Annotated in this window: 22 protein-coding genes; 5 read left to right on the forward strand and 17 right to left on the reverse strand. The window is 72.2% G+C overall.

All coding sequences use genetic code 11. The features are described from left to right. Positions 1-98: 98 nt before the first annotated feature. The 6 genes from LJ657_RS02485 to LJ657_RS02510 all read right to left on the reverse strand — a co-directional run bounded on the left by LJ657_RS02485 (position 99) and on the right by LJ657_RS02510 (position 10,261). Positions 99-4,238 (reverse strand): SAV_2336 N-terminal domain-related protein, encoded by a 4,140-nt coding sequence (locus LJ657_RS02485; RefSeq protein ID WP_232646499.1) that lies wholly within the window; start codon positions 4,236-4,238, stop codon positions 99-101. Then, on the reverse strand, positions 4,228-5,232 hold the full coding sequence (locus tag LJ657_RS02490) for an AAA family ATPase (protein WP_232646500.1): 1,005 nt from the start codon (positions 5,230-5,232) through the stop codon (positions 4,228-4,230). Before LJ657_RS02490 ends, LJ657_RS02485 begins: the two co-directional genes overlap by 11 nt. Before the next feature lie 33 nt (positions 5,233-5,265). Then, positions 5,266-6,927, reverse strand: coding sequence for a VMAP-C domain-containing protein (locus LJ657_RS02495; RefSeq protein ID WP_232646501.1), 1,662 nt, complete (start codon positions 6,925-6,927; stop codon positions 5,266-5,268). Beyond that, positions 6,924-7,295 carry a CU044_2847 family protein gene (locus tag LJ657_RS02500; protein ID WP_232646502.1) on the reverse strand — a complete coding sequence of 124 codons (372 nt, stop codon included), beginning with the start codon at positions 7,293-7,295 and terminating at the stop codon, positions 6,924-6,926. Before LJ657_RS02500 ends, LJ657_RS02495 begins: the two co-directional genes overlap by 4 nt. Before the next feature lie 100 nt (positions 7,296-7,395). Further along, on the reverse strand, positions 7,396-8,823 hold the full coding sequence (locus tag LJ657_RS02505; protein ID WP_232646503.1) for a carboxyl transferase domain-containing protein: 1,428 nt from the start codon (positions 8,821-8,823) through the stop codon (positions 7,396-7,398). Next, positions 8,816-10,261 (reverse strand): acyl-CoA synthetase, encoded by a 1,446-nt coding sequence (locus LJ657_RS02510; protein ID WP_232646504.1) that lies wholly within the window; start codon positions 10,259-10,261, stop codon positions 8,816-8,818. Before LJ657_RS02510 ends, LJ657_RS02505 begins: the two co-directional genes overlap by 8 nt. Before the next feature lie 245 nt (positions 10,262-10,506). Here LJ657_RS02510 and LJ657_RS02515 point away from each other — a divergent pair, with 245 nt between their 5' ends. After that, entirely contained in the window at positions 10,507-11,379 is an 873-nt protein-coding gene (locus tag LJ657_RS02515) for an ATP-grasp domain-containing protein (protein ID WP_232646505.1), read from the forward strand. 55 nt (positions 11,380-11,434) lie between these two features. On the opposite strand, the gene LJ657_RS02520 is transcribed toward LJ657_RS02515, so the two are convergent. Both LJ657_RS02520 and LJ657_RS02525 read right to left on the reverse strand, forming a co-directional pair. Next, a complete protein-coding gene (locus tag LJ657_RS02520; protein WP_232646506.1) occupies positions 11,435-11,623 on the reverse strand; it encodes a hypothetical protein in 189 nt (62 codons plus the stop codon). A 14-nt stretch (positions 11,624-11,637) separates the two neighbouring features. Next, positions 11,638-12,222 (reverse strand): ArsR/SmtB family transcription factor, encoded by a 585-nt coding sequence (locus tag LJ657_RS02525; protein WP_232646507.1) that lies wholly within the window; start codon positions 12,220-12,222, stop codon positions 11,638-11,640. 174 nt (positions 12,223-12,396) lie between these two features. Here LJ657_RS02525 and LJ657_RS02530 point away from each other — a divergent pair, with 174 nt between their 5' ends. The 4 genes from LJ657_RS02530 to LJ657_RS02545 all read left to right on the forward strand — a co-directional run bounded on the left by LJ657_RS02530 (position 12,397) and on the right by LJ657_RS02545 (position 14,582). After that, entirely contained in the window at positions 12,397-12,813 is a 417-nt protein-coding gene (locus LJ657_RS02530; protein WP_232646508.1) for a TIGR03668 family PPOX class F420-dependent oxidoreductase, read from the forward strand. A gap of 33 nt (positions 12,814-12,846) precedes the next feature. Beyond that, positions 12,847-13,068 (forward strand): GntR family transcriptional regulator, encoded by a 222-nt coding sequence (locus tag LJ657_RS02535; protein ID WP_232646509.1) that lies wholly within the window; start codon positions 12,847-12,849, stop codon positions 13,066-13,068. A 6-nt stretch (positions 13,069-13,074) separates the two neighbouring features. After that, positions 13,075-13,617 carry a GntR family transcriptional regulator gene (locus tag LJ657_RS02540; RefSeq protein ID WP_232646510.1) on the forward strand — a complete coding sequence of 181 codons (543 nt, stop codon included), beginning with the start codon at positions 13,075-13,077 and terminating at the stop codon, positions 13,615-13,617. 545 nt (positions 13,618-14,162) lie between these two features. Next, positions 14,163-14,582, forward strand: a complete 420-nt coding sequence (locus LJ657_RS02545; RefSeq protein WP_269785926.1) for an ATP-binding protein — start codon at positions 14,163-14,165, stop codon at positions 14,580-14,582. A 103-nt stretch (positions 14,583-14,685) separates the two neighbouring features. On the opposite strand, the gene LJ657_RS02550 is transcribed toward LJ657_RS02545, so the two are convergent. From LJ657_RS02550 to LJ657_RS02590, 9 genes are read right to left on the reverse strand one after another with little or no spacing between them, the layout of a single operon-like run. Continuing rightward, complete coding sequence (locus tag LJ657_RS02550) at positions 14,686-15,285, reverse strand: hypothetical protein (protein ID WP_232646512.1); 600 nt, start codon at positions 15,283-15,285, stop codon at positions 14,686-14,688. Then, positions 15,251-16,081, reverse strand: coding sequence for an FkbM family methyltransferase (locus LJ657_RS02555; RefSeq protein WP_232646513.1), 831 nt, complete (start codon positions 16,079-16,081; stop codon positions 15,251-15,253). Before LJ657_RS02555 ends, LJ657_RS02550 begins: the two co-directional genes overlap by 35 nt. After that, entirely contained in the window at positions 16,078-16,308 is a 231-nt protein-coding gene (locus LJ657_RS02560; protein ID WP_232646514.1) for a Trm112 family protein, read from the reverse strand. The genes LJ657_RS02555 and LJ657_RS02560 overlap by 4 nt, the downstream gene beginning before the upstream one ends. Continuing rightward, positions 16,305-17,225 (reverse strand): hypothetical protein, encoded by a 921-nt coding sequence (locus LJ657_RS02565; protein ID WP_232646790.1) that lies wholly within the window; start codon positions 17,223-17,225, stop codon positions 16,305-16,307. The genes LJ657_RS02560 and LJ657_RS02565 overlap by 4 nt, the downstream gene beginning before the upstream one ends. 24 nt (positions 17,226-17,249) lie before the next feature. Continuing rightward, positions 17,250-17,996, reverse strand: coding sequence for a class I SAM-dependent methyltransferase (locus tag LJ657_RS02570; RefSeq protein WP_232646515.1), 747 nt, complete (start codon positions 17,994-17,996; stop codon positions 17,250-17,252). Then, positions 17,993-19,480 carry a condensation protein gene (locus LJ657_RS02575; RefSeq protein ID WP_232646516.1) on the reverse strand — a complete coding sequence of 496 codons (1,488 nt, stop codon included), beginning with the start codon at positions 19,478-19,480 and terminating at the stop codon, positions 17,993-17,995. Before LJ657_RS02575 ends, LJ657_RS02570 begins: the two co-directional genes overlap by 4 nt. Next, positions 19,477-23,871, reverse strand: coding sequence for an alpha-(1->3)-arabinofuranosyltransferase (locus LJ657_RS02580; RefSeq protein WP_232646517.1), 4,395 nt, complete (start codon positions 23,869-23,871; stop codon positions 19,477-19,479). The genes LJ657_RS02575 and LJ657_RS02580 overlap by 4 nt, the downstream gene beginning before the upstream one ends. Beyond that, complete coding sequence (locus LJ657_RS02585) at positions 23,868-24,719, reverse strand: class I SAM-dependent methyltransferase (RefSeq protein ID WP_232646518.1); 852 nt, start codon at positions 24,717-24,719, stop codon at positions 23,868-23,870. The genes LJ657_RS02580 and LJ657_RS02585 overlap by 4 nt, the downstream gene beginning before the upstream one ends. Continuing rightward, entirely contained in the window at positions 24,703-25,881 is a 1,179-nt protein-coding gene (locus LJ657_RS02590) for a glycosyltransferase family 4 protein (RefSeq protein WP_232646519.1), read from the reverse strand. Before LJ657_RS02590 ends, LJ657_RS02585 begins: the two co-directional genes overlap by 17 nt. Between the last annotated feature and the right edge of the window lie 162 nt (positions 25,882-26,043).

Genomic DNA, 26,043 nt, shown 5'->3' on the forward strand with positions numbered 1-26,043 from the left:
GGGTCCCACTTGCATCGTGCGGTGCCGGAGGCGGGTGGCGCCTTTTGTGGGGGGCCGGTCGGGGTGCGGCCGAATGGTGGTTCTGCGGTTTATGTGCGTCACCGCGCGGTCCCTGGCGCGTCCCCCGGCGCCGTCAGCCGAATCGAGCACGCCACCGCCAGACCCGGCACCGGCCAGTGGCGCAGTGCGTCGCGCACCGCGCTCTGGGCCGCCCCGGCGCGTGCGAGCGGGTGTCGGCGGGTGATGCGGCGTGCTTCCTCGGTGACGTGGGCGAGCAGACGTTCGGGGATGCCGGTCATCGCGCCGCGGACGAAGGCGACCGGGTCGTCGACGTGCCAGGACAGTTCGATGAAGGCGGCGAAGGCGCCGCCCCCGTGGCTCGGCAGGGATACCTGGTGGCCGGTGTGGTGGATGGTGAGGTCGACCTCGTAGTAGCTGTGGGCCTCCGGAGTGCGGGCGAGGCTGAACTCGCCGCCGGGGAGGGCGAAGACGACGTTCCGCGTCCTGCCGTGGGGCGCGGGCAGGGGCCGGGTGGCGGTCAGGGGATACGGGCCCAGTGCGGGCGACGGGGGAGGGGTGCCGTCGTAGGCCGTGCGCGGCAGGTGGATGAGGAGGTACCAGCCGGCCGCCGGGTCCAAGGTGAGCGGTCGCAGCGCGGGCGTCGAGCCGTCGGCCTCGCCCAGCTCGGCACGGAGGGCGGCCGACACGGCGATGATGCCGCGCGCCCCGGACGTGTCCAGGAGATGCCGGGCCGCCGCCTCGTCGGGTTCTTCGTCCCCGGTGGCGCGGAAGGCGATCTGCAGCCTGGTGCCGCCCAGTTCGACGAGCCGGTCCGCCAACCGGACCATCGTGGCAACGAGAAGAGGCCGTGCCGCACCGGAATCCAGGGACACGGCGTAGCCCTTCTCGCCCTCGCGCTGCCTGTACCGCGTCTCCTCCAGCCCGCTCGCCGTGATCAGCCGCATCACCGCACGACCCAGCGCGGGGAGGGACTCCCGGTCCTGGGGACCGTCGGCCAGGTCGTAGCGGGCGAAGCCTCCGTAGGCGGGCGAGGCCTCGGCGGACTCCACGTCCAGATGGCTGGAAGGGGACGCCGACTCCTCGTCGAGGTACAGCAGCGAAGGCAGGTCCTCCGGCCGGAAGCTCCCCTCCGGCGTCTCGTCCGGAGCGAACAGGCCGAAGCCGGTGTTCTGGTCCGGGCCCGGCTCGTACTCCGGCTCCGGCTCGTCCTCGGGGGTCTCGCCGAACTCCTCGCGCAGTTCCCGCCCCAGCAGGCGGAGTTCGGGGTTCGTGCCGCCGGAGAGCCGGTACTCCTCGTACACCTCCAGGGCTTCCTCGATACGGCCCTGGCCCTTCAGGGCGATCAGGTACAGGCGGCGGAAGTCCTCGCGGGACGGGTACTCGCCGACCAGCCGCTCGAGACTGGTCGCGGCCATCTCGAACTCGCCCACGTCCAGGTCGAGTTCGGCGCGGGTGCGGTACAGGCCCAGGCGGAGCTGGAGCAGGCGGGTGCGGGCCGCGGCCGCGGCGGGGCCGGGGACGCCGTCCAGGGCGGTCTCGCCGTGCCAGAGGCCCAGGGCTTCGTTCACCCACCTGTGGGCGAGTTCGACGCGACCCAGCGCACGGTCCTTTTCCGCCTCGGCCACCAGTTGCTGGCAGTGGATCACGTCCACGATGTCGGTGCTGGTGTGCACGGCGTACCCGTCGGACAGGGTGGCCAGGACCCCGGGACCCACGGCGTTGCGCAGCCTGGAGGCGTAGGTGCCCAGGAGCGCGTCGGCGCGCTCGGGGGCCTTGGGGCCCCAGATGCCCTCGGTCAGCTCGGCGCGGGTCACCCTCCGGCCGTGGTGGAGGAGGAGCATGCACAGCATCGCCTGTTCCTGCGGGGAGCCGATGGCCAGGGGGCGGCCTTCGCCCCGGTCGACGGCGGGTGGACCGAGGAGCGCGTAGTGGAGGCGGGCGTGGGCCGTCGCCAGGGGGGACAGGAGCGTCGGGTGCTGGAGGCGCCCGAGGCCGCCTCGCTGGTTGTCGAGCTCGCCGGAAAGGAGCGCGTCGAGCGCCGACGCGAAATGCGTGCGCAGCTGGACCGGCAGGCCTGTGAGGTGATCGGGTGCGACCGGCGTGCCGTCCCCGCGCGGATGGCCCGACGCCAGATGGAACAGCAACTGCCCGAGCGTCCGCAGATCCGCCGAGTACTCGTCCTGTTCCGTCGTCCGCTCCAGTGGGAGCAACGTGAGCTTGGCCGTACCGTCGGGCAGCAGGAGCACCTTGGTCATGTCGAGCCCGATGTGGGCGAAACCGGCCTCGTGGAGCGCGCCGAGGGCCTGTGCGAGTTGCCACCCCAGCGACACGGTCAGCGGCGCCGGCAGACGGTAGCCGTTCGGTGCCGCCAGGCTGTTCAGGGCGAGGCCGTCCAAGTGCTCCATGACGACGTACGGGACGCCGTCCTCGATGCCGAAGTCGTGGACGGTGACCACGTTCCGCTGGTTCAGGTCCCGCAGCAGCCGTGCGTCCCGCAGGAATGCCGCACTTCGGGCGGGATCCGTGATCGGTTCGTGCAGGCGCAGCACCACCGTGCGGTTCTCCTCGGTGTCCTGTGCCTGCCACAGGGACCTGGTCGGCCCGAGCCGCCGAACCACCCGGTAGCGGGTGCCCAGGCGCCCCGGAACCGAGGACGGCGTCCGGCCGCCCTCCCCGGTCAGCTGCCGCGCACTGTCCGGACTCACCGTCGCGAACGCCTCGGCGTCCACCGCCCTCGGTGTGCCGTCCACCGCGGGTGCCGTGGCCTGGAACTCCCCGGGTGCCGACCCGGCCCGATCGTCGATCAACTTGCCTATCCGGGCGAGGAGTTCGGAGGTCCCCGCCCGGGCCCTGCGGGGCAGTCCGCGCAGCAGCAGGTCGCGTACGCCGGGGCGGAAGGCGTACGAACCGGGCGGGCCGGGGACCGTCGTGAGCATGCCGCTCAGGATCACCTCGGCGAGGTGCTGGGGGCGCGGCCGTGGTTCGAGGGTCGCGTGGACCAGTCGCATGACCGACAGGTCGGGCCGGCCGAGGGCCAGGTGACCGGCCAGCCGGACGGCCTCGGCGGAAGCGGTCGCCCGGAACCGGAGGACCAGTTCCTCGGCGGAGAGCCGGGCGACGTCGGTGCGGTCGTCGGCGTCGGCCGGGAGGGGGCCGGTGAGGAGGGCGGCCGAGGCGGGGTGTTCCGTGCCTCCCGGTGTGGCGATCAGCGCCGCCCAGTTCGCCAGCCACTCCGGGCCCGGTTCCAGCACGGGGAGGGCGATGGCGCCGTCCCCCTCGTGCTGGACCGTCGTGTCGTACGGCGTGAAAGCGAGCGCGGTGGTGGGGGCCGCCGGGTACGGGGCGGACAGCCGGCCGGGCACCGTCGGCAGGGCGGTGTCCGCCCAGAGGTGCTCGGGCAGCGGCTGTACGACGGCCAGCGGCATCCGCCGGGCCCAGCGGCGCAGCACGCCGTACCAGAGGCTGCCGGCGGGGCCCTCCCGCCACTGCGGACCCATGCAGTCGCTGACCAGAAGGGTGACCGTGCGGCCGTCGGCGGGGGCGTCGCCGCCGTGCCGGTGGACCGTGCCGTCGGGGCCGGCGTGGTGAAGGCCGACCGTGCGGAAGATGCCGGACTGGGCGAGTGCCGTGTGCAGTTCGTGGACCAGAGGGCGCCAGACCGGCATCGTGGGCCCGTCGTCGTAGACCAGGTTCAGGCGCAGCCAGCGTTCCTGGGCGGGGCGCATGACAGGCAGCCACCACTCGGGGGCCGCGCCCAGGCGGGCGATGCGGTCGGCGGTGGCCCGCTCGTCCAGTTCGAGGCGTACGGGGGCGTCGATACGGCGCTTGAGGGGCCGCAGGGAGCGCTGCAGGGCCAGGGGGTGGCGCAGCATCGGCGGTGCGGGGGCCAGCAGGGTGGCGTGCGGCTTCGTCGCCGGTCCGGGGCCGGGTAGGTGCAGGGGGACACGGCGGGGCTGAGACGGCGGGGTGGGGGCCGGGTCGTGGTGGTGCGGGCGTGGCGGGGGCGGGGGCTCGGCGGTGTCTGTGGGGCCGGTGTCCGGTGCGGGAGGCTCCGGGGCCGGGGGCGGGGCAGACTCGTCGGCAGGCTCCATGTGGGCGGCCAGCCAGAGGAGTTCGGCGAGTTCGAGCGGGGTCGGGCGGGTGCCCTCGGCCGCCTGGGTCAGTACGTCGGCCAGGCGGGCGAGGGGCTCAGGGGCGCCGGAGGGCTCAGAAGGCATCGCTGTGCGGGGCCTCGCCGAGATAGGGCATGAGCTGCTCCGCCAGCTCGTCGAGGTTCTCGGCGGGCAGGTCGGAGGAACGGGCCAGGTAGATCGCGTTCAGAAGCTGGTCGGTGGCCAGGTCGCCGCCGCCCACCCGGGACAGGAACCGGCCGATCAGGCGCTGCGCGCCCGCGTCGGGCTCCTCGTCGAAGTGGGCGCGGACGATGTCGGCGAGCCGGCTGCCGTCGGGCTGGCGCAGTCGCAGGGTGACGCAGCGGCGCAGGAAGGCGGGAGGGAACTCGCGCTCGCCGTTGCTGGTGAGCACGACGAAGGGGAACGCCTTGCAGCGGACCCGGCCGCGCCGGACGGCGACCCGCTCGTCGGTGCCGTCGACCATCACCTCCGCCTCGGGGGCGCGGCGGGCGGTGCGGACCAGCTCCGGGATCTCGTACTGACCCTCCTCCAGCACGTTCAGCAGGTCGTTCGGCAGGTCCAGGTCGCTCTTGTCGATCTCGTCGATGAGCAGGGCGCGGGGGCGGGCGTAGGGGAGGAGGGCGGTGCCCAGCGGGCCCAGGCGCAGATGGTCCTCGATGCCGGTCTCCGGGGCCGTGGTGTGCCGGGCCGCGTACAGGCGGGAGAGCGGGTCGTACTGGTAGAGGGCGTCGTGCAGGGTGCTGCGGCTGGTGATGTTCCAGCGCAGCACCGGGCCCAGGCCCAGCTCGCGGGCGACCGCGTAGACCAGCGAGGACTTGCCTGTGCCGGGCGGTCCGGTGACCAGGAGCGGGCGGCGCAGATACAGGGCCGCGTTGACCAGCTGGACGGTCTGCTCCGTGGGCCGGTACGTCTCGGCGCGGTGTGCGCGGTCCGGGGAGGTGGCCGCGTCGTCGTCGCCCGCCTCCGGCAGGCCGAGCACCGGTCCGCCGTCGAAGGCCCGCCAGGGCGGGGGCGGCGGCAGCTCGGTGATGCCGTCGTGCGGCTCGTTGGTGCCGGTGTAGACGGGCCACAGGGGCATGGGATCTCTCTCCGTGGGGGTGCGGCGGGCGGCTCAGGCGACGGGGGAGTGGAGGCTGGCGGCGGGCTCGGGGAAACAGCGCGGATCGTCCCAGAGGAGCTGGACGTCCTTCGCCCAGTGCTGCTCCGGGTCCTCGTCCGCCTCCGCGGTCTCACGCAACTCCCTTATGTGAGAGGGGAGTTCGGCGGGCGGGATGCCGGCGACGGAGGCGGCGAGCTCGTCGAGGAACGCGGCACCGGTGCACGGGGCGTCGTGCCGGGAGTCTGCGCAGCCCGTCCGCGGCCACAGCAGCACCGGGACGGGGGTGTTGAGGCCGATCTCGAAGTGGCGCCGGGCGGTGGCGGGCGGGAAGGCGAAACCTGCCAGCTCGGCGTCGTCGTCCCGCAGCCGCTTGCGCAGACTCGGCGGATGCTCCGGGGTGCCGCACTCGACGCGGTGCAGACGCGCCCCCGGACAGGCGTCCAGCTTCTGCCACTTCTTCGCCAGCCGGTGGCGCAGACCACCGCTGCGGTACCGGGCCCGGTCCACCACGACGAGGGGATAGGCGCAGCCCAGCGGGGTGGAGTCGTCGGCACCGCACTCCCACTGCGCCACCGGCTCGTTGAGCCACTCGCGGGGCAGCACGAACGTGACCAGCTCGTCCGCGTCCGGGGCGAGCTGGGCGAACGCCTCGTCGATGCGCTCCTGGACGTAGGCCCGCACGGCGGTGCGCGGCAGCCGGTGCGAACCCACGCGCCGCCGCTGTCCGCCCCGGTAGGCGGAGACCTCCACGGTGACCTGGTCGGCGCCCGCGCCGCTGTGGTCGATCTCGACGAGGATCGGAGACCAGACGGACGCGGCGGCGACGGTGTCCGGCGCGTCGAGCAGCTCCGCGAGGCGGCCGGCGAGCCGGGTCGCCGCCTCGGGGTCGGGCACCTCCCACTGCACATACCCGGTCGCGTCCCACAGCGAGCCGAACCCGCCCTCGGGCAGCGGCGGCCCGAAGGGGCCCACGGCATCGACGTACAGCCGGTCCGGGTCGCAGTCCGCGCCTTCGGCGACCGCCCGCCGCACCAGCGTGTACAGCCGCTTCATGGCGTCCGGCCGGTGCTCGGGGGTGGGGACCAGTTCGCCGAGCTCGGGCCAGTAGCGCGCCATCACCTGGGTGGGCAGCATCCGGCCCACCCGGACGTCCCTCGCGCCCGCGATCGCCGAGACCATGCCGACCACCCGGCCGTCCCCCAGGGTCACCGCCGCCCCGCTGAACCCGGCGGCGAGCGGCTGCCCGTGCGCCGTGGCGGCCTCCAGTTGCACCCACTCACCGGCGATCAGCGTGCTCGACACGGCCCGGTACTGGGCGAGCGTGCCCTCGTCGTACCCGACCGGGAAGCCGTAGGCCTCCAGCAGCGGCGAGGGAACGCCGTGCTCGGCCCCCGGCGGGGCGAACACGGCCGGGACCAGCGGCACTTCGCGGTCCAGCTCCAGTACGGCCAGGTCACCGGGGTCGGCCGCGGCGCCCTCCCAGCCGCCGTGCACGGCAACGGTGGCGGACAGCGCGCCCAGCTCCCCGCGCTGCGGGAACGACACGGTGACGTCCGCCGAGCCGCTCTGCCGGACGACGTGGGCACACGTCAGCACCCGCCGGGCGGAGACGAGGAACCCCGCGCCGACCTCGTTCCCGCACTCGACACGGGCGTGCCAGGCGGCTGCGCTCATGACCGGCCGGCGTCCGCGGGAGCAGCCTGCGGCGGTTCCGGAGCGGGCCGGGACCGCTCCGGTGACCAGCTGAGCTTCACCACCAGATGCCCCTCCGCCGCGCCCTTCGCGATGATCGCGCCCGTCTCCGCGCTGAGCTTCACCCCGAACTCGAGCTCCACGGTGTCGGGCCTGAGCGAGCCGTCCCGGAACACCCTGAGCGCCGACTCGGCCGCCGCCCGCACCCCGTCCAGGGCGCCCTCGAAGGTCCGCGCGGCCAGGACCGGACCGCCGCCGCGGGAGACGAGCCGGGCGCCGGACTCGCTCTCCACGCCCTCCACGACAACCCTGGCACCGTCCTCGGTCCTGAACTCCATCAACCCGTCCATGGCGCCGCTCGCTCCCCCGTGTGCTGTGTGACCTCGCCGAACTCCATTGTTGCGGACGGTGCTTGGCGATGTCCCGGGTTCTGCGGGGCCGGGCTTCCGGTCAGCACCCCACGACGCCCCGGATCACCCCCAGCTCCACCAGGTCCTGCGGCCGGATGCGCAGCTGGCCGGCCGTGGCCTCGACCTCCTCTGCCGGCCGCTTGAGGATCGCGGCCGCGAGCTCCGGGGCGATCACCGAGAAGTAGCTGTCCGGCGTGGCCCAGGTGCTGCCGGGCGCGGCCAGCGCCAGTGCGCCGCCGGAGCCGCCCTCGCCTATCACCAGCGTGGTGACCGGAACGCGGGCGGCCGCCACCGCGCCGAACAGCTCCGCGATCGCGGCGCCCGCACCCTGCCGCTCCGCCTCCGCGTCGTTGGCCGCGCCCGGCGTGTCCACCAGGGTCAGCACCGGGATGCCGAGCCGGTCCGCGAGCCGGATCAGCCGGGTGGCGGTGCGGTAGCCCGCCGGGCGGGTGGGGGTGCCGGTCTGGGCGGCGTAGGCGACGGTGCGGCCTTGGGCGGTGCCGAAGCCGCAGAGGATGCCCTCGGTGTCGGTGCCGCCGCAGCGGTCGCCGTGGATCGCTGCGCGGTGGGTGAAGTAGGCGTCCAAGTAGGCGTGGGCGCGGGGGCGTCGAGGGGAGCGCGCTTGTTGGACTGCGTCCCAGCCGGTGGTGGGCAGCTCCTGGGCGCCGAGGGCGGAGGGGAGCGGCGCTGCAGGTAGTGGCGCGTTGGGGCGTATGGCGTCTGCGGTGGTGTTGTGGCTGGTCGCGCCCCCGCGGCGGAGCCGCATATGGTGCAGCCCCGCGCCTCGGGGCGCGGAAAGCAAGCGGAGCCACAGTCCCAGCGTCTCCCGCAGTTCCGTCAAGGGCACCACCGCGTCCGCCGCCCCCGCCGTCACCTGGGCCTCCGCCGTGTACGCCGTCGGGTCCGCGTCCTGGGGCCGGACCCGGGAGCCCGCGAAGCCGACCTGGGCGCCGGGCAGGGCGAGGATCACGTCGGCGCCCGCGCCGAGGGTGGCCCAGCCGCCGCCGGTTGTCGGGTCCCTCAGGACGGCGATCTGGGGCAGTCCGGCCTCCCGGGTGAGGGCCGACTGGCGGGCCACGCGCTGGAGTTGGGTCAGGGCGAGCATGCCTTCCTGCATACGGCTGCCGCCCGTGGCGACCAGCGGCACGACAGGGAGCCGGTGTGCACGGGCATGGCCGTGGGCGGCCTCCAGGCGGTCGCCGGTCCGCTCACCGAGCGAGCCGCCGAGGAAGCCGAACTCGAAGGCGATCAGCACGGCCTGGGTGCCCGCGACCCGGGCGGTGCCGCACACGACCGACTCCGTCTCGCCGGTCCGCTCGGCCGCACGGGCGCGCGAGGCGTCGTAACCCTGCCAGGCAAGAGGGCCGTCGGGCCTGGACTCCCCTGCCGGGTACGGGAGTTCGGCGAAGGTCGAGGCGTCGGTGACCAGCGTGAGGATCTCGCGGGCGGAGAGGCGGGGCTCAGGCACGGTGCAGCGCCCGCTTCATGATCTTCCCCATGTCGTTGCGGGGGAGGCTCTCCAGGTAGTGGACCACGCGCGGACGCTTGTGGGGGGCGAGGCGGCCCGCCACATGGTCCGCCAACTCCTCGGCACCCGGGGGTGCTTGAGGATCAGCCGGCACCACCCACGCCACGATCCGCTCGCCCAGATCCGCGTCCGGCTCCCCGGTGACCGCCGCCTCCCGCACCCCCGCATGCTCCAGCAGCGCGTTCTCGATCTCACCGGCCCCGATCTTGTAACCCCCGCTCTTGATCAGGTCGGTGGCCTTGCGGCCGACGATGCGGACGTACCCGTCGGGCTCGCGGACGGCCATGTCGCCCGTGCGGAAGAACCTGTCGGTGGTGAACGCGGCGGCCGTGGCGTCGGGCCGGTTCAGGTACTCGGTGAACAGGTTCGGGCCGCGCACCTGGATCTCACCGACGGTCTCTCCGTCGTACGACGTGATCGTCGACCCGTCCTCCTCCACCAGCCGCAGCTCGACACCCGGCAGCGGCACGCCCACCGTGCCCGCGCGCGGCTCGCCGTCCGCCCGGACGCTGGTGTTCATCAGAGTCTCGGTCATGCCGTACCGCTCGATGACCTGCCGCCCGGTCGCCGCCGCGATGCGCTCGTGGTCGTGGACCGGGAGCGCGGCGGAACCCGAGACCAGCAGCCGCGCCCGGCCGAGGGCCTTCGCCAACTCCGCTTCATCGGGGAGTGCTTGGGCGATCCGGTGGTACATCGTCGGCACCCCGAACAGCATGGTCGCGCCGTCGTTCAGCTCGCGCGCCACGCCCTCCGTGCTGAACCGCCCCAGGTGGCGCACGGAGCCGCCGCGCCTCAGCGGGCCCAGGATGCCCAGCACCAGCCCGTGCACATGGAACAGCGGCAGCCCGTGCACGAGTACGTCGTCGCCGGTCCACTGCCAGGCGTCGGCGAGCGCGTCCAGCGTGGTGGCGATCGCCCGGCGGGGGAGGACGGCGCCCTTCGGCGGCCCGGTGGTGCCGGAGGTGTAGACGATCAGGGCGGGGGCCTCGTCGTCGGTCAGGAGGGCGAGGGCGGTGCCTCCGGTGCCGGTCACGTCGACATCGACGCACTCCAAATCCCGTACACGGGAAGGCAGTTCATCACCGGGAGCCGCCAGTATCACCGACGGCGCACTGTCGGACAGGATGTGCCCGAGCTCCTTCTCGCCCGACTTCGGATTGAGCGGTACGGCGGCCGACCCGGCCCGCAGCACCGCCACCACGGCCACCGCGGTCTCCAGCGCCGACGTGGCCCAGATCGCGACCCGTCCGCCGTGCGGGAGCCGGGCCGCCAGGGCACCGGTCGCGGACGCGAGCTCGGCGTACGTCAGGGACCGGTCGCCGAAGCGCAGAGCCACCTGCTCGCTCGGGCTCTGCAGGGCGGGAAAGAGAGGAGACACGCGATGCACTCCATCCGTGAGGGCAGGAACGACACCCTCGTTCCTACACCAGCCGCCCCGCCGACGACGATCAGGAGGCCTCCCGCACCACGTCCGCTACGACACAGCCTCGCGTTCCTTTCCACCGATGCTGGGGCTTCACCAAGGTGAAGGTCAATCCGGTTGCTTTGGTTGCAGGCGTGCCGGTTAGCCTGCGAAGCGATCCACCGCCGTAAGAACTTCTGCCTACGAGACTGGAGGCCGCCGTGGTCCGTGTCGCTCTCGCCACCTACGATCCCGGACCGGAGCCCAGCAAGGACCGCGACCTCCCCGTGCTGGTGCGCGCGCTGCGGGACGCCGGGGCCGAGGCCGTCGCCGTCCCGTGGGACGACCCCGGCACCGACTGGGGCGGCTTCGACCTCGTCGTCATCCGGTCGACCTGGGACTACAGCTGGCGGGCGGACGAGTTCGTGGCGTGGGCGGAGAAGTGCGGTGCGGTCACCAGGCTCGCCAATCCGCCCGTGGTCGTGCGCTGGAACACTGACAAGCGGTACCTCGGGGAACTGGCGGAGGCGGGAGTACCCACCGTCCCCACCCGGTACCTCGCACCGGGAGACGCCCCCGACCTCCCCGACGACCACGAGTACGTCATCAAGCCGACCTCGGGCGCGGGCGCCCGGTACGCCGCCCGCTACACACCGGACGACCACGACACAGCCGTACGGCACCTCGCGCGCATGCACGAGGAGGGGCTGACCGCGATGGTCCAGCCGTATCTGTCCGGCATCGACGTCAGCGGCGAGCGGGCCCTGCAGTTCTTCGGCGGCCGCTTCCTGCACGCCGGCCGGAAGGGCGCCGTACTGGCACCCGGCACGGCGTACGACGCCACCAAGGTGGCCCACCCGGACCTGGTCCCATGGACCCCGACCCCGGCCGAACTCGCAGTCGCCGAACGGGCGTTGGCCGCCGTACCGGATGCGCCCGAGCTGCTGTACGCGCGCGTGGACCTCGTCGACGGGGCGGACGGGGAGCCGCGGCTGATGGAGCTGGAGCTGGTCGAGCCGAACCTGTTTCTCTTCCTGCATCCCGGGTCGGTGTCCGCGGTGGTGGAGGCGATCCTGGCGGAGGCCGGTCGCTAGGGCTGTCCGTGTGCGCAGCCTGACCGATCCCGGCGAGCCTCCCCGGACGGAACGACTAGAGAACAGCAGCCGCAGTCTTGGGCGCGGCCGCCAGCCGCAGTCCAACCTCCACGAGGGTCCAGCCGATGCGGGTACGGAGGTCCCGGCGGTGCCGGGCCGCGGCGGTGAGACGGTACGCGTCGGCTTCGGCACGGAGTTCGGCGGCGCGGGCGTGGTGCAGGGCGAGGTGGGTCTCGGGGTGCATCGGGCTGCGGCCTCTCATTCCGTGGTCAGGGGGAACGCGTGCGTGTGGATCCGCACCTGGGCGGTGGCTTCGTCGTCCTCGTCGGCGGCGCGGTCGCGGTAGGTGTCGACGAGCGCGTGCATCTTCTCGACGAGTTCCCGGGTGAGTTCGGGCGTCAGCCGCAGTGTCGCGCTGCTCATGTCCCAGGTTCGGTTCCAATCCTCCGGCCAGTCCTGGCGGTTGCCGAGCCAGGTCGACAGCTCCCGGGTCTGGGCGGTCGCGACCTCGTGGAGGTACATGTCGGCGGCTCCGCGTACGTCCGGGTTGGCATCCGTGAGCAGCGCGTCGTCGAAGCGCAGGCCCTTGTGGACCGCCTTCCACCACCGCTCCCGCCCCTTGCCGCGCTCAGGGGCGTCCTCGATGAAGCCGTGGGCCGCGAGCTGTCGCAGGTGGTAGCTGGTGGCACCGCTCGACTCGCCGAGTTTTTCGCCGAGTTGGGACGCGGTAGCCGGACCGCCGAAACGCAGGGCGTCCAGCAACTGCATGCGCAGGGGGTGTGCCAGCCCGCGCAGGGAGCGGGCGTCGAGACTGCGGACCTGTGGGTCCTGGGGCTCGTTCATGCGCACAAAAGTAACCCTTACAAAGGGTTCGTTGCAACAGACTCTTTGCAACAAACTCTTTACAAGGGAGGTGAACTCACATTTCCAGCCGGGCCCGCGATGTCCGCGCTGCCGCGTGCCCTCGGGTCGTACGGCAGGCTTCTCCGCTGCCAGAGCCTCGATACGGTGGGACACATGAAGCTTTCGCCGCTCGTCGCCCGGGAACGCTTTGCCGCATCGCCCGTCGCCAGGTTGGCGACAGCCGACGTCCACGGGGTGCCCCATGCGGTCCCCATTACCTTCGCCGTCCTGGGTGACGTCCTCTATTTCGCGGTCGACCACAAGCCCAAGAGCACGTGGGATCTACGGCGGTTGAGCAACATTCGGGAGAACCCGTCGGTGACCGTGCTGGTGGACCATTACGACAAGGACTGGTCGACGCTGTGGTGGGCTCGCGCCGATGGGTCTGGCGAAGTGCTGGAGGACGGGCAGGAGTGGCGCCGCGCGGTGGAGTCGCTGTGCGGCAAGTACGAGCAGTACAAGGACTCGCCTCCCGAGGGCCCCGCAGTCGCCGTTCGGGTCGGGCGGTGGAGTGGCTGGTCCTTCACCTAATCTTGCCGGGACCCAGAGCCCGAGGTGACGTACATGCCGGACCGAGACCTTCCCCCGTACCGCCGGATCGCGGACGATCTGCGGGCCGCCATCGCGACGGCGAAGCTGGCTCCCGGCGAGAAGCTGAAGTCGGAGAACGAGCTCAAGGACCTGTACGGCACAACCCGGGTCACCGTGCGCAAGGCGTTGGCCCTGCTCAAGGCGGATGGACTGCTGATCAGCGAGCAGGGCAGAGGCGTTTTCGTGCGTCAGTAGCCCAGAGTGCGCTTGCAGACCACCGGCGCGAACTTCCGTGAGCGGCTCTCGACCGGCGTAAGCAACTTCACTGCAGAGGCGGCGGCGCAGGGGCTGCGGGCGCAGCAGCGGATCCTCTCAGTGGAGAGGGTTGCTGCTCCGGTGGAGGTGGCTGAGCGATTCGGCGTGTCCGAAGGCGCTTCGGTGATCGTCCGGCGCCGGGCGTTCTTCATCGACGACGAACCCATGCAGTTCGCCGACGGGTACTACCCGGAGGAGCTGTTCGCCGGCACTCCGGTCGAAGAGCCTCGGCGCATTACCGGTGGCGTGAGCGCCTTGATCGAGGATCCGGCTGGGCCGGTGGGGCAGCGGATCGTGCGCTTCGTCGAAGACCTGGAAATCCGCATGCCGACTCCGGAGGAGGCCGGGGCGCTGCGCATCGCGCCCGGCGTTCCGCTGGCCCGAGTGCTGCGCAAGGCGCAGGTGGGGGACGGTCGAGTGGTCGAGGTGCTGGACTCGCGCGTGCCGTGCGACCGCCACCTCTTCCAGTACGTCATCGACGTGCCCTGACGGCGAACTCTCGCCTCCGTCCTGTCGACCTCCGACGCCAGCTTGTATATCCAAGTGGTTGAGGCTACTCTCGCCTCAGCTTGAATATGCAAGTTGATCGGGGCTCGGCCCACTGCGAAGGAGCTGATGTGAGCCCTCTGTTGCAGATTGTTGAAGCCGTGAGAGCTCTCCTGTTCGGGCCACGCATGCCCGGTCAGCGGGTTCACACCCCGACGACTCAAAGGCCGGATGCGTGTCAGCCCGTGCGATCTCCCTCAGCACGGGAATGGGCGGGCGTCCTGCAACGGGCCAGGTGTCGCCGGGCCCCGCATCTGTGGCCGCCCGCGCCGCCCGCGCGCACAGCGGACGTCGGCATGGCCTCACCTGTCCGCGTCTACATCCTCCCCCGGAAGAACAGCGACTGGCATTGTCGCGGCAGTTGAAGCAGGGGAAGCCATGGTGACCACGGAATCAGGGGCGGAATCCGTCACGTGCGTCGGGCCGTACGCAGTAGCCGAACAGAGGGAACACGCGTGATCGTGATTGCGCCGAGTATGCCAGTGACGATGCGGGATGCCGCGCGTACCGCGTACTACACACAGACCCTTACCTTGGTGCCGTCCACCGTCCGGCTGGCCAGGATGAGCATCAGAACCACCTTGGAGTGCTGGGGACTTCACGAGTTCGTGGAAGACGCCGTACAGGTCGTGTCCGAACTGGTGACGAACAGCGTGCAGCACGCGGCCGGACAGAGCGCGGACGATCCCGGCTGCTGCCGGTTGACGGTCCAACGCCCCACGCACGACGTCGTAGCCGTGATCGTGTCAGACTCGTCCCCGCGCAGGCCTGTGCGCTGCCAGCCGAACGCGGAGAGCGAGAACGGCCGCGGCATGCTCCTCCTCGACGCGCTCGCCCCTGGATGGAGGGTCATCCCCACGCCTTCCGGTGGTAAGGCCGTCCACTGCGAGCTTCGAGCACACTCATGAAGCCTGACTACGGCACGTTCAGTGCGCGGTGACGCCCGGCTGGATCGGCCCGCCCAGAGATCAAGACCCCCACCAGGGCACACCCGCGACGGGACGGAACTGCTCAGCTGACCGCCACCTGCTGCAACAACCCCCACGTGAACTCCGCGGCCACATCCCGCCGCACCCCCTCCCCGTCCGGTGCCGTGAACGCCAGCCCCCACCGCGTGGGTGCCGTGCCCTCCAGCGGCCGGGCGGGGGCGAAGGCTCGGGCCGCCTCGTCGACGGTGCAGGACCAGGGGGTGAGGTCGTCGAGGGTGCGCAGGGTCGGGCCGGGGGTGTCCGGGGCGCGGACCAGCCATTCGTTCCAGACGGCGCCGTTCGGGGCGAGGAGCACCTCGAAGCGGAGGTCCGGCCAGAGGGGGAGGGGCCAGAGCCAGGCCTCGCAGTCCAGGTCGCCGATCTTGCGGGTGACGACCGACTCGGGAGTGCCGAGGATCGAGCGGTAGCGGGAGGCCGCCGCGCGTGCTCGTGGCGAATGCAGCATCGCCTGCCAGCGCTTGTTGGCCTCCCTCATGTCGGCGATGGATACGCCCAGTTCGTGGCGGGCGTCCTCCACCAGGTCCGGGTTGTGGTCGGCCATGCGGCGCAGCAGGACCAGCTGGAAGTCGCGGGGGGTGAAGGGGCGGCTAGCGGGGCGCTCGGCGGACGGCATGGGAACCATGGTGTCCCATCGCGTCGGTGCCCGGTCGGCGGCCGTCCGGGAGGAAGAGGACCGAGTTGACGTAGCGCGGGTGCTTGCGGAAAGGCAGGATGCGGCCCAGCAGGCCCTGGGCTACGACGTGCGAGGTGCTCTCCTGATGGGCCTCCAAGGGGAACTTCGCCAGCGGCACCCAGCTCGATCCGGGAAGCACCCAGCCCTCGTAGCGAAGCAGGGAGAGGTAGGTGATGACCGGCGCGATCGGCTGGATCCGGGACTCCAGTTCGACGAAGAGGGCCGGGCGGTCCCGGGCCAGCAGGGCCGTCGCACCGCGTAGTACCGCCAGCTCGTTGCCGTCCACGTCGATCTTGATGAAGCCGACGTCCCGCAGGCGGAGCTCGTCGAGCGTGACGCAGGGGACGTGCAGGGCCCGGGCGTGGATGTCGCGGCGGACCAGCGAGGACACGCCCCGGTCGCCCGCGTCGTCCGCCGGGAGCCACAGGCGGGCGGTGCCGGGGCGGTCGGAGGCGGCGGCCTGGACGACGCGGACGTTCGGCGGGGCGGCGGAGGTGAGCAGGCGGGCCAGGTGGGGGACCGGTTCGATGGTCACCACCTGACGGGCGCGGGTGGCCAGGCGCCGGGTCCAGGGGCCGTACCAGCCGCCGACGTCCACGGCGGTGCCGCAGCCGGGCGGGCACAGGTCGGCCAGCCGGGCCAGCTCGGGCTCGAAGCGCGGGTAGACCGCCCGGGCGGCGGCGGCGACCAGACGAGTGGGCAGGAGGGGGGCCAGCCGGGCGGCCAGGGTGCGGGGCGGGGTCACGGGCGCTGGGCCATCCGCTTGAGCAACGCCTCGTGCTCGTCGTCCGAGACCTGCTCCCCGGACGACGGCAGCAGCTGCGGGATGCCGTCGACGATCGGGTAACGGCGGTGCAGGCGCGGGTTGTACAGGGCCTCGGGGGCCGTCGGTCCGTCCGGCTTGACGAGGTGCAGCGGGCCCTTGTCGAGCGGGCACGCCAGGATCCGCAGCAGCGGGTCGTCGGGGTTCATGGAGGGGTCAACTCCTTGGTCGCGATGGGGGGTTGGGGCGGAGCCTGGGGTGCCGGCTGGTCGTGCTTGGGCATGGCCAGCAGGACGGAGACGGCGAGGACGGTGCCCGCCAGGCGCAGGGCGAGCCGCAGCGGGTCGTGCGGGAGGGCCTCGCCGAACGAGAGGGTGCCGAGTACGGCCGTGTAGAGGCAGGTCACCGTCGTGCACACCGGCACGATCAGCGAGGCCCGGCAGCGCTGAAGCGCGGCCTGCGACATCACCAGACCGAACGCGCCGGTGAACAGGAGGAGGTAGGGATAGGGCGACTTGAGCAGGCCGGCCACCGCACCACCCAGCCCACTTGACGTCAGGTAGCTCGACACGCCCTTGATGCCGAGCGAGCTGACCCCGTACAGCAGGCCGACGGCCACTCCGTACTCCACGCCCGTCGTCGGTGCGCGGTGGCGGTGGCGGGTGCGTCGCTCCGCGGCGCCGTACAGCCAGACACCGCCTGCCAGCGACGGCACGCACACGAGCAGGATCAGCTGGTACGGGGCGCTGTGGCTGACCGTGTCCGAGCCTTCCTTGAGGGAGAGCACGACCATCAGCAGCGCGGCGAGGATCGCGCCGAGCGCATACCGTTCCCGTCCGCTCGTCTCCTCGCCCAGCAGCCGGGCGGAGAGCAGGACGAGGAGCACCAGACCGGAGACGAAGATGCCCTGGGCGGCGGCGATCGGCAGCGTCCGGTACACCACGAGCTGGGCGCCGAAACCGGAGGCGAGGGCGAGGGAACCGCCGATCCACAGCGGGCTGCCCAGCACCAGTCTGAGCAGCCGCGCGGGGTTGCGGATCGTCACCTCCGGGAGCGAGGTGAGCGCCCGTTTCTCCAGGACGAAACCGAGGCTGTACAAGGTGTTCGCCAGCAGGGCCGCGGCCACTCCCCACCACATGACGTGCCCCCTCTACGTCTTTGTCTTGCGCGCGTGCAGGAGAAGGATCGAGGCGAGCGAGGGTCTGCGGCAGGCCAGCCGGTCGAGGGGGCGCAGGGGGCGGGGTACGCCGTGGAAGGGGGCGCCTTTGACTTCCACGACCTCGAAGCCGGACGCGGCGACGAACTCCCGTAGCGCGCGGGCGGTGTAGAGCCGCAGATGTCCCACGACCTCCGTGCCCGGCCGTCCGTGGATCGCCCGCAGACTGACCTCGGAGAAGACGGGCTGTACGCCGGCCAGCAGCAGGGCGCGGTTGTACCAGGCGGCCAGGTTCGGGGTGGAGAGCATCAGGTGGCCGCCCGGGCGCAGGACGCGGCGGATCTCGTCGAGGGCGGCGTCCGGGTCGACCAGGTGCTCGATCACCTCGCTGAACAGCACGGCGTCGGCGGAGGCCGCCTTGAACGGGAGCCCGCCGTCGGTGAGTTCGCCGCGAATGGCGTACGAGAGGTGGGTGCGGGCCCGTTTCAGGGCGTCCTGGGACCAGTCGACGCCGATGATGCGGTGGCCGGTCAGGAGCGGGGCCGCGGTGGCGGCCGCGGTGCCGTCGCCGCAGCCGATGTCGAGGATGGTGCGGGGTGTGCCGGTGGCCGGGCCGAGGGCGGCGGCCAGGATGCGGGCCTGGCGGAGGCTGCGGGGGGTGCCGGAGGCGACCGGGACGTCGGGGTCCTCGTAGAAGTCGCGCAGGTCGGGATGGTGCACGGGGGCGGTGGTCCCGTTCACGGGGTCACCTCCGTGGAGTGCAGGTAGTGCTCGAACAGGTCGCGGAGGTGGGCGCCGTCGCCGTGGCTGAGCAGGGCGCGGGACCAGCGCAGGGCGAGATGGAGGCGGCCCGCGGTGGAGGCGGTGGTGACGGTGAGGCCGCGGGGCATACGGGCGGGCGCCGAGAACCAGACCGCGTGCGCGCGGCCCGCCTCCTCGCCGAAGTCCAGGGGGTACGGGATGCGGCCGATGTTGCTGAGGAGTGTCGTCGACGTCCAGGGTGCGGCGGCTCTGCGCAGGCCGCGGGTGAGGGCGGCGCGCCAGGCTACGGGGGTGACGGGGGCGGTGAGGAGGGCCGCGCCGTGGCCGAGTTGGGGGCGGGGGAGGGATTTCAGGGCTCGTGTACGGGTTGCTGTGCGATGGAGGAGGGCGGGCATGTCGGTGGGGTTGTGGACGTCCAACTCCTGTGGGGAGAAGGGGACTTCGACCAGGCGGGTGCCGTTGCCCATCGGCATGGTGGCGTCCCGGGGGCGGTCGTCCACGGGCATGGTGATGCGGAGAGGGCGGGAGGGTGCGCCGTGTTCTCTGTTCCAGTGGGTGATGGTGAGGGCCGTGGTGACCATGAGCTGGTCGTTGACCGTGTAGGGAGAGCCCTTGGGGCGGTGGGGGAGGGGGAGCTCGGTGACGAGGAGGCCGTTGCCGGGGGAGGGTTCGGGGGTGCCGGGGGCCACCCTGGCGGGTGGGGACCAATTTGACGGGGTGTCGGTTGGGCCTTGGGGGGTGTCGGGTGTGCGGACGGGGGGTGCGGCGGGGGAATTGTCTCGACCACCGTAGATCTCTGCGGCCGTTGCCAGGACTCGGAGGCAGGCGGGGCCGTCGAGTGCGGTGTGGTTGATGGTGAGGAACAGGACGGTGCCTTGTCCGGTGCCGGGGGCCGGGGTCGATTTTCGATTGTCTGCGGCACCATCGTGGCTGGTCCCGTACCGCGGCGGAGCCGCTGATCGGTACAGCCCCGCGCCCCTTTGCGGTGCTTCCGAACCGCGCCGGACTTCGTCGAGCCGGCTCCTCATCCCCACTGCATCAGCCGCCTCGCTGCCTTCGGCCGGTCCCGCGTCCTCCACCACCTCCAGCCGTATCGGTGGTGACAAGGTCAGTGGTGGAGCCGTGGTCAGGGCTCGGGTGCGGGCGTCACGCAGCGCGGAGGGTCCCGTCGGCGGGAAGGTCACCACCTCCGTGTCCGGTTCTGCCGTCAGTTCCCACTCGTAGCGGCGTCGGTACCAGGGGCCGGAGGCCTCGCGCATCAGGATGCGGGGGTGGCGGCGCAGGGCCTCAGTGAAGGCCGCGCGGAGGCGGTCGCGGTCCAGGTGGCCCGGTAGGTGGACCTCGATGTGGACCGTCTCCGGTTCTTCTTCCTGGAGGCAGTGGCGGGCGACCTCGTCGACGACGGGGAAGGGGATGCGGGCCGGCGGGTCGTCGGCGCGGGCGGGGTGTTCGAGTGCGGTCACGTGGGTTCGTCCCTCCCCCTGTCTGCTTCCGGCTGTGGCGGCTGTGGCGGCTGTCGTGGCCGCTCGGGCGGCGATGTCGGCCGGAACGTCGGTTTGCGGAACTGGATCCGCGCGGTCGGCGGGTCGGGATCGGGCCCCCCGGGGCCGCGTGCCGAGACGGTCGGCCCGGCGTCGGGGGGCGGGGGCGGTGCGGTCGCGCCCCGGCGCCGTTGCGGGAGTGGCCGGGTCGGTGCCGCAGAGCCGGGTACCGGCGGCAGCACCGCCGTCGACCCCGGCCCCTCGTCGGGCTCCCGCACGCTCACCACGCCCGCGAACAGCCCGATCAGCGCGAGCAGTTGGGCCACATGGCCGAAGGTGCCCTGCCCCGCACCCACGGGCTCCCCGGCCCCCGTGGCCGCCGCGACGCCCGCCCCCGCGAGGGCGACGAACGCGAGCGGCACGAGCAGCGCGTGCCGGCGATACGCCAGCAGCGCCAGCGCGGGCACCAGTAGCGCGAACCATCCGGCGATCAGCACACCCACCACCGTCAGGGCCACTGTGCCGAGCCACAGCCCGGGGAGCGGCGGTACCGGCTGCGGGAGGTCGGGGTTCGGCGCGCGGCGGCGCCAGACGACCAGCCCGACCAGCACCGCGAGGCCCGCCGCGCCGCCGATCAGCCCGCCCTCGTAGGTCGTCGCGGGCTCGTACGACAGCTTGACCGTGCCGCCCGCCCCGGCCGGGATCCGCCAGCCCTGCTGCCAGCCGTCGAGGCGGACCGGGGCCAGTTCCCTGCCGCCGAGGGTGGCCGTCCAGCCGGCGTTGTAGTTCTCGTACGTCGTCAGGTACATGGCCGCCCCGGAGCCGACCGTCACCTCGCGGCGGTCGCCCAGCCAGTCCCGTATCGTCAACTGGCGCTCCGCGGCGGCGGGTTCGGTGACCGTGCCGCGGGTCAGGGTCACATCGGTGAGGGTGAGAGGGCCGGCGTCCCCCGCCTCGACGCGGTGCGTACCGGCGGTCAGCTCCAACTCGCCGTCACGGCGTCCTTGTTGGCAGAGCGTCACGTCGATCGTCCGGCGCTCCGTCAGGTCCCGTACCGTCCCCTTCGCGCTGGTCTGGTACAGCTTGCCGTCCACCGCCACGTCCGGTCCCTGCCCGCACGGCAGCGAGAAGGTACGGCTGCTGCTCGGCTGCGGGGTGCGGTACTGGTCGAGCGCCGGGATGTATGCCTCGGTCAGGCCCACCGGCAGTTGCAGGTCCTCGTCGGCGACCGGGTTGTGCAGGGTCAGCGGCGCGGTCTCGGTGACCGTGATGTCCAGGCGGTCGGTGGTGATCGGGTCGAAGCGGACCACGCCGTTCTCGTCGACGCCGGCGATGGTCGCGCCGTCGGGGGAGCTGATGTCCACCTGGGTGGGACGGGTCGACAGACCGCCCGCGGGAGCCAGCACGATCTCCCCCACCGGCTGTTTGCCGCTCCAGCTCAGATGGATCGTCGGCCGGTCGCCCGCGATCCACGCCGTCGTCAGATCGCCGTCGGTGAGGTTGCGCGCCGACAGCCCCGCACCGAGGGCCGCCGTGGAGTCGGCGGTGGCGACGATGCGGTTCTGCTGGTCGGGGGCGACCTCGTACAGCAGCTTGTCGAGTGCGGCGCCGCTCACCGGCACCGCGCCCGCCTTCACCTCGTACGTCCCTGCCGTGCCGGTGGTGAAGCGCCGGTGCAGCCCGTCCTCGGTGCCGGTCGCGGAGAGGCCGGTGGGGTCGGGCGTGCGGTGCAGGGAGATGAGGGTGGCGGCGGCGTCGGAGCCGTCCGCGTCCGTGGGCAACCGCAGCAGACGGGTCACCTGGACGTGGGGGAGGGCGATCTCGGAGAAGCCCGCACCCGTCAGACCCGAGCGACGCTCCACCGACTCGACGATCGTCAGCTTCATCCAACTCGTGGCGCCCGCCGGTGCCTTGACGGTCTGCGTCTGGCCGTCCGGACGCAGGAAGCTGGTCCTGGTCCCGTTCTCCGTCTCCACCCGTACCTTCGTCGCCGCCGAGCGCACGCTCTCCTGCGGCAGCGGGGTCACCTTGAACGAGGGCGGCATGTCGTACTTGTCGGTGAAGCCGATCCGCAGCCACTGCCCGTCGGGCGAGCCGGGTGCGCCCTCCGCCCAGGCCGTGTCCGGGTTGCCGTCGAAGGCGTTCACCGGGTCGTACTGCGGGAGGTGGAAGAGCCAGTTGCCGCTGGAGGACGCCGTCACCGAGCGGGCGCCGCGCAGCTGGGCCACCGTCTGGTGGTCGATCCCCTTGGTCGGCAGGATCTGGTGCGGGTTCTTCCCCGCGTCCTGCACGGCGTCCGGCGCGTTCCGCTCGGAACCGGTGTACGTGTACGAGGTGTTGCCGCTGACCAGCCCGAACCGGGTGTCCGCGCGGCGCAGCCCGTCGCCGACCACCTGGAGCGGCGGCGAGCCCAGCCCGGGATGGTTGTCGCCGGTCAGCACGGTCGCCCGGCCGCGCAGCTCGGAGGCGAGCGGCAGCAGGGCCTCGGGGCCGCCGGAGACGACGGCGGTGTCGGAGACGGGCAGCAGATGCGCCTGCCCCGGTCGCGGTACGCCGTCGCCCGAGGGCTCGTAGATCTCGACCGCCCGCTGCCGCGGATACAACCCCTCGACCTGCAGCGGGGCGTCGTGGGCGATCGTCTGGCCGGTCATGACCGGCCCGAAGCCCGTCACCCGGACGTACCCCGACTGCTCCAGGGTCCGCTTGACCGTCGTGGTCGGCACGGAGCCGATCTGGTCGGGGTCGAGGTCGTTGCGTACGACGACGTAGTACACGCCCGCTCGGCTCAGGTAGTCGGCGAGCCCCGGGACGTCACTCCCGGAGGCCAGGGCGTCCTCCACCGCGTCCATCGCGCGCCGGTTGCCGGGGGTGCCGAAGGGGACGTAATCCCGTTGTGCCCAGCGGGACTTGGCCAGAACATCGAGGGGCTGGTCGATGGGCGAGCCCCAGGCGTAGATGCCGTGCGAGGTGGCCGGGACGACGAGGGCGCGGGAGTCCGGGGAGTACTTCTCCAGCCAACTCGCCGTGGTCTTCCAGTACTGGGGAAGCTCCTGGAAGGACCCCGGGTTGAGGATCGAGCCGTTGAGATACGGCCACATCAGACCCGGGACGATGAGCACCGCGGCGACCAGCGGGGCGAACCGGCGCCCGCGCACCGGCCGGGCACCGCGCGACTCGGCCGCGATCCCCACCACATGCGCGAGCCCCAGCACCAACGCCAGAGCCAGCCCCGTCTGGAACTTGTAGATGTTCCGGAAGGGGACGAGCCCGCCGTTCAGCCAGTCCTGAACGACCCCGTGGAAGGGCGCGCCGAACGCGCCGCCGTACCCGGCGAGCAGCACCAGAACCGTGGAGATCACGGTCAGCACCAGCCACCGCCGCTCCGGCATGTCCCGTCTCGCGAGCCCCGCGAGACCGAGCCCGGCGGCGAGCGTCGAACACACGATGACGACGACCGAGGCGGCGACGGTCCACCCGGCCGGCAGCCAGGCCTGCCCGAAGTGCAGATAGGCGACCCAGTTACCGGCGCCGCGCAGTGCCTCCGTAGCGGACACGGTGGCGGTCGTGGTCTGCGAAGTCTCCACGTACGGAAGGAAGTTCTCGCCGTACACACCGAGCATGACCAGCGGTATCCACCACCAGGCGGTCGCCACGATCACCGCCGGCGCCCACCAGGCGATCAGCTTGCGCTGCCGTGGGCCGGGCGGGCGGGAGAGGAGGTACAACCCGACCGGCAGCAGCGAGGCCAGCGTGGAGGCGCCGTTGACACCGCCCATGAAGGGGACGATGAGCGCCGAGCGCAGGGCGGCGATGCGGGCGCTGTACCGCTCGTTCGTCAGCGGCAGCAGCACCCAGGGCAGAAAGGCACCGGGCAGCGCAGCGGCCGACGTCGATCCGACGACGATGGTGAACACGGGCCACAGCGCGTACGCGACCCCCGCGAGCAGCCGCGACCCACCGCTCCCCACCCGCAACCGCTCGGCCAGCCGCAGCGCGCCCCAGAAGGCGACGGACACGATCAGCGACAGCCACAGCCGCTCCGCGAGCCACACGGGGAGGCTGATCGCGTGGCACAGCCAGTAGAACGGCAGCATCGGCCACAGGTAGCCGGCGTACTGGTCCTGGATGCCCCCGAAGCTGCCCTGGTCGTGCCACAGCTGCCCCAGGCCGGAGAAGAACGCACCCGGGTCGACCGTCACACCCAGCTTGGTGTCGAAGGTCTGCCGGCCCGGGTGCACCACCAGGAACAGCACCAGCATCACGGCCCAGAACCCCACCAGCCAGCGCCGCGACCGCGGGCCCTCCGGCGGGCCGGAGGTGGCCGCGGTGGTGTGGACGGCTGCCGGAGGAGGGGCCTGGACCGTGGTCGTCATGGGGGACACCGCCGGAGGATGAGGAGAAGGTTCCAGGTGGCCACCTCGCGTATCCCCGGCGCTTTCACGACGGTCTCCGCGAGGAACGGCCAGTAGCGGGAGCGCGCCGAGACGACCGTGACGTCGTCGCGGGCGCGCACCTGCCGCAGGGTGGCGCCGATGTGCACGGCGAAGAGGTTCTCGCCGAGGGTGTGCTTGGCGGGCTTTCCGGTACGCCGCCGGTAGCGGGCGCGGGCCCGCTCGGCACCGAGGTAGTGCCAGGGCGCCCACTCGTGACCGCCCCACGGGGACAGCCAGTTGGTGAACGACACATAGATCAGCCCACCGGGCCGCGTCACGCGGGCGAGTTCACTCAGGAATGTCTCCGGATCGGCGACATGCTCCAGCACGTTGGAGGAGAAGGTCACGTCCGCGACCCCGTCGGACAAGGGGAGCAGATACCCGTCCGCGATCACGGCCCCTTCAGGGGGCTTCTCGCCGAGTTCCTGTACGTCCGGCTCGAAGAGGTAGGCATTGGCGCCACGTCTGCGGAACTCCTCCGTGAAGTAACCGCCCCCGCCGCCGACGTCCACGACGGTGCGGCCGTTGACGGACCCGTCGTAGGCCTCGACCTGATCGGCCGCATCCCGGGCCAGCAGTTCGTAGCAGCTCTCCGGATCATCCTGCTCATGCCGAAAGGCCCGGAAGAGGGCAAGGGAGCGCTGAAAGGAGGGGTCCTTGAACCTGGGGGGTGCTGCAGCGCCCCCATAGGGGCGCGGGGCTCTGCTGAATCTGCGGCTACCGCCGCGTGGGCGCGACCAGCCACGAACGGCCGGCAGCCGAGATACGACCTCACCGACGCGGCGCATTCGGCTCACCCCCGCCGGAGGCGCCCCTCACCGCCTCGGAGGCCACCGCCCGAAACTGTCTGACCGTACGGTGCCAGCGATAGCGCGCAGCGCGATCACGTGCAGCCTTGCCCATGAGCTCACGGCGGTGCCCGGACAGGGCAAGCGTGCACCAAGCGGCGGCGAACGAGGACTCCCCGTGCGCCAGCACACCGGTCTCCCCGTCCACGACGGAATCCCGCAGCCCCGGCACATCGAAGGCGATCGTCGGCGTCTCCCGAGCCGCAGCCTCGGTGACGACCAGCCCCCACCCCTCCACCGCAGAGGGATGCAGCAACAGCCAAGCCGCACACAGCAGCCGGTGCTTCTCCGCCTCGGAGACATGACCCACGAACTCCACGCCAGGCCCGGCAAGCTGCTCCAGCCGCCCCCGCTCGGGCCCGTCACCGACGATCACCAGCCGACCCCCGGACACGGGACGCACCCGCTCCCAAAGCCTCAGCAGCAGATCGATCCGCTTGTACTCGACGAGTCTGCCGACGGCCACGAAGAGCGGCTCGGCCGACCGGTCGGCACGGGGACCGGGCTCCTCCACGCCGTTGTGCACGACACGGATCCGGTCTCTCTCGACGCCGATGCCCCGCAGGGCATGCGCGGTCGAGGGCGAGACCGCGACCAGCAGGCTCCGGTGCTGCGCCCCGGTCAGCGCCCACTGCTCAAGTCTTCGGCCGATCCGCGCGGCCGGCGTGAGGGGTCCGCCGAACCGCATCTTCCACAGGTCGGAGTGGACGTGGTTGACCAGGCACAGGGTGGGGCCGTGGTGCCAGAGAGGTGCGAGGTACGGCATGCCGTTGCAGACCTCGACCAGCAGATCGGTCTCGCCGACCTGGCGGGCGAAGGCGGAGCGGGCACGCAGGTAGTGGGCGAACTCGCCGCCGGCCGACACGACCCGGTAGTCCCGGAAGGCCGCGGGACCGCCGCAGATCAGGGTCACCTGGTGGCCGAGGCCGGTGAGCCCCTCGGCGAGCCGGTCGACCAGCAGCTCCGAGCCGCCGGCCGCCGGATTGTCCAGATCCCGGTGGGCGAGGAAAACGATTCGGCGCGGATGTGGGGGGAGCGCCGAAGGGTGCTGCGGAGCCCCGGAGTGCGGGGCGCGCAGCGAGGATGGCACGTGCTGGGGCATGGGTGCTCCAACTCGTCTCAGGGTGCGGAACTCAGCAGTGGCTTTCCGGACTTGCTGTGGGGGGACTGAGCTCTTCATGGGCGGGGGGTGTGGACACGTTGTGCTTGGGTGGGGTTGGACAGTTTTCGCCCAGCCGTTCGCCACGGCTACTCACCGGGGTGA

Origin of the sequence: Streptomyces guryensis, assembly GCF_021261325.1 — a bacterium.
Classification (GTDB): domain Bacteria; phylum Actinomycetota; class Actinomycetes; order Streptomycetales; family Streptomycetaceae; genus Streptomyces; species Streptomyces guryensis.